This window comes from Streptomyces sp. NPDC059037 (genome assembly GCF_042740015.1).
GTDB lineage: Bacteria > Actinomycetota > Actinomycetes > Streptomycetales > Streptomycetaceae > Streptomyces.
On sequence record NZ_JBHYIG010000120.1, the window covers coordinates 21,548 to 27,071 of the forward strand.

5 protein-coding genes are annotated in these 5,524 nt (G+C 71.1%); all 5 read right to left on the minus strand.

The genetic code is table 11. The features are described from left to right. Positions 1–110 precede the first annotated feature (110 nt). Positions 111–1,715 carry an alpha/beta hydrolase gene (locus ACFWY6_RS23990; RefSeq protein WP_384693864.1) on the minus strand — a complete coding sequence of 535 codons (1,605 nt, stop codon included), beginning with the start codon at positions 1,713–1,715 and terminating at the stop codon, positions 111–113. A 151-nt stretch (positions 1,716–1,866) separates the two neighbouring features. Beyond that, positions 1,867–2,637, minus strand: a complete 771-nt coding sequence (locus ACFWY6_RS23995; RefSeq protein ID WP_384693867.1) for an urease accessory protein UreD — start codon at positions 2,635–2,637, stop codon at positions 1,867–1,869. Beyond that, positions 2,634–3,317, minus strand: a complete 684-nt coding sequence (gene ureG / locus ACFWY6_RS24000; RefSeq protein ID WP_384693870.1) for an urease accessory protein UreG — start codon at positions 3,315–3,317, stop codon at positions 2,634–2,636. Before ureG ends, ACFWY6_RS23995 begins: the two co-directional genes overlap by 4 nt. 72 nt (positions 3,318–3,389) lie before the next feature. Further along, on the minus strand, positions 3,390–4,064 hold the full coding sequence (locus ACFWY6_RS24005) for an urease accessory protein UreF (protein ID WP_384693871.1): 675 nt from the start codon (positions 4,062–4,064) through the stop codon (positions 3,390–3,392). Between the two features lie 15 nt (positions 4,065–4,079). Then, positions 4,080–5,524, minus strand: a 1,445-nt coding sequence (ureC, locus tag ACFWY6_RS24010; RefSeq protein WP_384693874.1) for an urease subunit alpha, incomplete at its 5' end; no start/stop codon positions are given.

A 5,524-nucleotide genomic window follows, 5' to 3' on the forward strand; every position in this document is an offset into this window, starting at 1 on the left:
TCGGGAGAGTCGTGTGTGTATAAGAGACAGGGTTCGTGTTGCCGTGCGAGCCGGCGTCCTTCTCCGTGATCAGACGCGAGCAGCTCGCTCACCTGCCTAGCGGCGTGCCGTTACGGCTTGGGCGTGGCGTGCGGGGCGCACGTCACGTCCTTGCTGTCCAGCTTGCCGGTGAGCAGGTAGGCCTCGACACGGTCGTTGAGGCACGGGTTGACCAGGTTCGTGATGCCGTGCGAGCCGGCGTCCTTCTCCGTGATCAGACGCGAGCCCTTGAACCGCTTGTGCAGCTCGACCGCACCCTCGTACGGCGTGGCCGCGTCGCGGGTGGCCTGGGCGATGAGGACGGGCGGCAGGCCCTTGCCGGACTTGACCTCGACCGGCTCGTGCTGCTTGCTCTTCCAGGTCGCGCAGGGCAGGTTCATCCAGGCGTTGGACCACGTCATGAACGGGTTGTCACGGTGGATGCGGGTGTTGTCGCGGTCCCACTTCTTCCAGCTGGTGGGCCACTTGGCGTCCGCGCACTCGACAGCCGTGTACACGGCGTTGCCGTTCTCCGACGCGATGTTGCCCGCGGTGTCCGACAGGTCGGGGCTGGCTGCCTCGATCAGCGGCTTGGCGTCACCGGCCACGTACTTGGAGAAGTTCGTGGCGATCTCGACCCAGGCGGAGTCGTAGTACGGAGCGCTCTGGAAGTAGGCGATGAGCTCGGCGGGGCCGACGACTCCGCCCAGCGGCTCCTTCTTCGCCGCGGCGCGCAGCTTGTCCCAGTTCCCGGCGACCTTCTCGGCGGTGTCGCCGAGGTGGAAGGTGGCGTCGTACTTGGCGACCCACTTCATCCAGTCCTTGAGACGGATCTCGAAGGCGACGTCCTGGTCGAGGTTGGCCTCGTACCAGATCTTCTCCTTCGAGGGGTTGACCACCGAGTCCACGACCATACGACGGACGTGCGACGGGAACAGCGTCCCGTAGACCGCGCCGAGGTAGGTGCCGTAGGAGACGCCGAGGAAGTTCAGCTTCTTCTCACCGAGCGCGGCCCGGATGACATCCAGGTCACGTGCGGTGTTCGGCGTGGTCATGTGCGGCAGCATCTCGCCGCTGCGCTCCGCACAGCCGGCCGCGTACTCGGCGGCGAGCTTGCGCTGGGCGCTCTTGTCGGCCTCGGAGTCCGGGACCGGGTCGAGCTTGGGAGCCTTGACGAACTCCTGCGGGTCGACACAGGAGATGGGCGCCGAGTGGCCGACACCGCGCGGCTCGAAGCCCACGAAGTCGTACGCCTTGGCCGTCTTCTCCCACAGCTTCGCCTTGGTGACGACGCGGTTGGGGAAGCGGAGGCCGGAGGCGCCCGGGCCGCCGGGGTTGTAGAGCAGCGCGCCCTGGCGCTCCTCCTTGGTCCCCGTGCTGCCGATGCGGTCGACGGCGAGCTTGATCTTCTTGCCGTTGGGCTTGGCGTAGTCGAGCGGGACGGTGACCCAGCCGCACTTGATCGCCTTGTCCAGGCCCCAGTCCGCGGGGCATGCCTGCCAGTCGATGCCGGCCTTGGCCGCGCGCTGCGCGGCGAGCGCGACACCGCGGGCCTCGGCGCCGGTCCGCTGGCGGGCTTCAGCGCTGGTGCCGCTCTGGCGGGCGTCGGCGCTGGCGACGGGCGCCATGATCGCCCCCGCTATGAGCGAGCCCGTGATGAGCGTGCCCGCGGCGCCGAATGCTGTGGTGCGTCTCAACTGGTTCCTCCCCCTGTCGGTTTCCCTGTCGATTTTCGAACAGTAGGAGGATCCTGGCGGTCATCGGGTTCAGTGCGACAGACAGGGCCGCTGTTTCTTTACCAATCCGATAGGCGGTGCAGGGAACTCCGCTGAGCGGATATGCCCCCGTTCACGTCAGAGTGCGCAACGCCTCGTCGAGGGCGCGCCGCACGCGCAGCGCGTCCGGCGCGACGACGGTGACGAGGACGCCGGGACCGGCGAGCGGCATCCGGACCGCCCCCTCGCCGAGCAGCGCGGGCGCCGGCTTCTCCTGCTCGAACTCCGGGCGTACGACGACCAGTTGCCCGATGGCGCGATGCCCGGCGAGGGCGGCGGGCCCGTCCCATCCCCCGGGCGCGCCGGGCCCGCAGGACAGCTCCTGGTCGAGCAGCGGCCGTCCGGCGCGGCGCACGGTGAGGCGGCTGGTGAGCCGCCCAGGCGCTTCCCCGGTCCGGCCGAGCACCTGCTCCTCCCGCAGCACCAGGCTCGCGCTCGCGGCGAGCTCGGCCCGCGTGGTGACGCGCAGCTCGCTGTCGCGTACGGAGATCAACTGCTCGGGCAGCCAGCACAGCTCGGCGTCGTCGCCGACCGTGATCCGTACGTCGTAGCGCGCGGGCTCCTTCGACTGGCCCGGCAGCGCGAGCGTGGCCGCGGCCGACCCGACGCGCAGGCGGGCCCCCGCGTGGGCGGCGGCCTCCACGGTCAGCCGGTCGCCCCCGAGCGGCGCGCTCATCGCCCCGACGAGCGTGACGTGGGCGCCCGTTCCCGCCGAGCGGGTACGCCGCACGGCGAGCGGCCCTTCGCCGTCGAGCACGGGCAGGTCGGTGCCGCCACGCCCGTTGCCGCGCGCGCCGATACGGGCGGTGGCGCGGACCCCGGAGGCCGCGATCGCGACGGTCATGCGGACGCGGTCCAGGCGGCGTACTGCTCACGCACCCAGGCGGCGACCGGCCCGACCCCCTCGTCGGACCTCAACGACTGGAAGACGACGGGCAGTTCGACGCGCTGCGCCTTGGCGTCCGCCGCCATCCGGCCGAGGTCGGAGCCGACGTACGGCGCGAGGTCCGTCTTGTTCACGACGAGCAGATCGGCGGTGGTGACACCGGGACCGCCCTTGCGCGGAATGTCGTCGCCGCCTGCGACGTCGATCACGAAGATCTGCCCGTCGATGAGCCCCTTGGAGAAGGTGGCGGTGAGGTTGTCACCGCCGGACTCGACGAGGATCAGGTCCAGCGGCCCGACTTCGTCCTCCAGGTCCTCGACGGCCTCCAGGTTGGCGGAGATGTCGTCGCGGATCGCGGTGTGCGGGCAGGCCCCGGTCTCCACGGCGGTGATCCGCTCGGGCGGCAGCACGGCTTCGCGCAGCAGGAACTCGGCGTCCTCGCGGGTGTAGATGTCGTTCGTGACGACGGCGAGCGCCAGTTCGTCCCGCAACGCCTTGCAGAGCGCGGCGACGGTGGCGGTCTTGCCGGACCCCACGGGCCCGCCGAGCCCGATGCGCAGGGCGCGGCGGCGGCCGTCGGGACGATGCGCGTCGGCGCTCACGGCGGTGGCTTCGTCGTGGGAGTGATCGAGATGCATGGTGCGACTCCTCTGGTTCAGCAGTTCATTTCGCCCTGTGCGGCGGCGACTTCAAGCGCTCGGGGGGGATGTCTACGACGCGAACAACCGCACAGGCCACGCCGCGTGGGCCTGCGCCCCGACCTCCAGCAGCGGTGCGGAGCGCGCAGGCAGCGCGTCGACACCCTCGTCGAGAGCGCACCGCGCGGCCTGCGCCGCCTCCCGCGCGACGAGGTCGAGCTCGGGGGCGAGCCGGGCCAGCACCCCCGTGGCGTCAAAGGGATCAAGGCTCAGCAACCGCACGGTCGCCGTCGCGGGCCCGCTGACGCACTCGTACGCGGAGCAGTACGCGGCATCCTCGGGCCCAAGTCCCGCCGCACGGGCGGCAAGCCCGAGCACGACCGGCTGATGCGCGCCCTTGGGCCGGGCGGCGGCCAGTTGATCCAGCGAGGGATCGGGCCACGCCGCACGCGCGGCCCGCATCATCTGCCGCCCGAGCCGCCGCCCGGCCACCCGCAGCGCGGGCGACGGCGTACGGGCGTCGGCGGCCTCGTCGAGCTCCAGCGGATCGATCCCCAGCGCGGCGGCCGCGGCCAGCGCGGCGGACACGAGCCCCGTCGTGTGCAGCCGCCCCCGGCAGAAGGCCTCCAGGCTCGCGGCTCCGCTGACCCGCCCCGCCTTGACGGCCTCTTCGGCCCCGCCGGAGTGCGCGTGCCCTCCGGCGGGAAAGCGGCCGTCGGCAAGGACCAGGAGCGCGGCCCTAGACATGGCGAACCACCGCCATCAGAACAGGAAATACCGCTGCGCGAGCGGCAGTTCGGCGGCGGGTGACGGTTCGACCAGCTCCCCGTCGATGGTGACGGCGAAGCTGTCGGGAGCGACCTCCACCCGCGGCAGGGCGTCGTTCTCGCGCATGTCCGCCTTGGTGCGCCCCCGCGTGGAGCGGATCGCGGTGAACTCCTTGGCCAGACCGAGCCGTTCGGGCAGCCCGTCGTCGAGCGCGGACTGGGTCACGAAGTTGACCGAGTTGAGCCCCGGTGCCGCGCCCCGCGCGCCGAACATGGGCCGCGGAAGGACCGGCTGCGGCGTGGGGATGGAGGCGTTGGCATCGCCCATCTGCGCGTACGCGATCTGCCCGCCCTTGATGACGACCTGCGGCTTGACGCCGAAGAACGCCGGGTCCCACAGCACCAGGTCGGCGAGCTTGCCGGTCTCGACCGACCCGATCTCGTGGTCGATGCCCTGCGCGACGGCCGGGTTGATCGTGTACTTGGCGACATAGCGACGCGCACGCCGGTTGTCCGCGCGCGAGTCCCCCGGCAGGAAGCCGCGCCGTCGCTTCATCACGTGCGCGGTCTGCCAGGTCCGCATGACGACCTCGCCGATGCGCCCCATGGCCTGCGAGTCCGACGACATGATCGAGATGGCGCCGAGGTCGTGCAGGATGTCCTCGGCCCCTATCGTGGTGGGCCTGATCCGCGACTCGGCGAAGGCGAGGTCCTCGGGGACCGCCGGGTTGAGGTGGTGGCAGACCATCAGCATGTCGAGGTGCTCCTCGACGGTGTTGACGGTGTGCGGCCGGGTCGGATTGGTGGAGCTCGGCAGCATGTTCGGCAGCGACACCGCCGTGATCATGTCCGGGGCGTGCCCGCCGCCCGCACCCTCGACGTGGAAGGCGTGCAGGGTGCGTCCCGCGACGGCGCCGAACGTGGCGTCGACGAAGCCCGCCTCGTTGAGGGTGTCGGTGTGGACGGCGAGTTGGGCGCCGGTGTCCTCGCAGACGTTCAGACAGGCGTCGATGGTGGCGGGCGTCGCGCCCCAGTCCTCATGGATCTTGAAGCTGACCGCGCCGGCCCGCAGTTGGGCGTGCATGGACTCGCTGGAGACCGTGTTGCCCTTGCCGAGGAAGCCGATGTTGACGGGGCTCGACTCCATCGCCGCGAACATCCGGGCCAGGTGCCAGGAGCCGGGCGTGATGGTGGTCGCCTTGCTGCCCTCGGCGGGGCCCGTGCCGCCGCCGATGAGCGTGGTGACACCGGAGGCGAGCGCCTCGTCGACGATGGTCGGCGAGATGAAGTGGATGTGGGTGTCGATGCCGCCGGCGGTGAGTATCTTGCCGTTGCCCGCGAGGACTTCGGTCTCCGGGCCGATGACGAGATCGGGGTGTACGCCGTCCATGGTGTCCGGGTTGCCGGCCTTGCCGCTGCCGGTGATGCGTCCGTCACCCA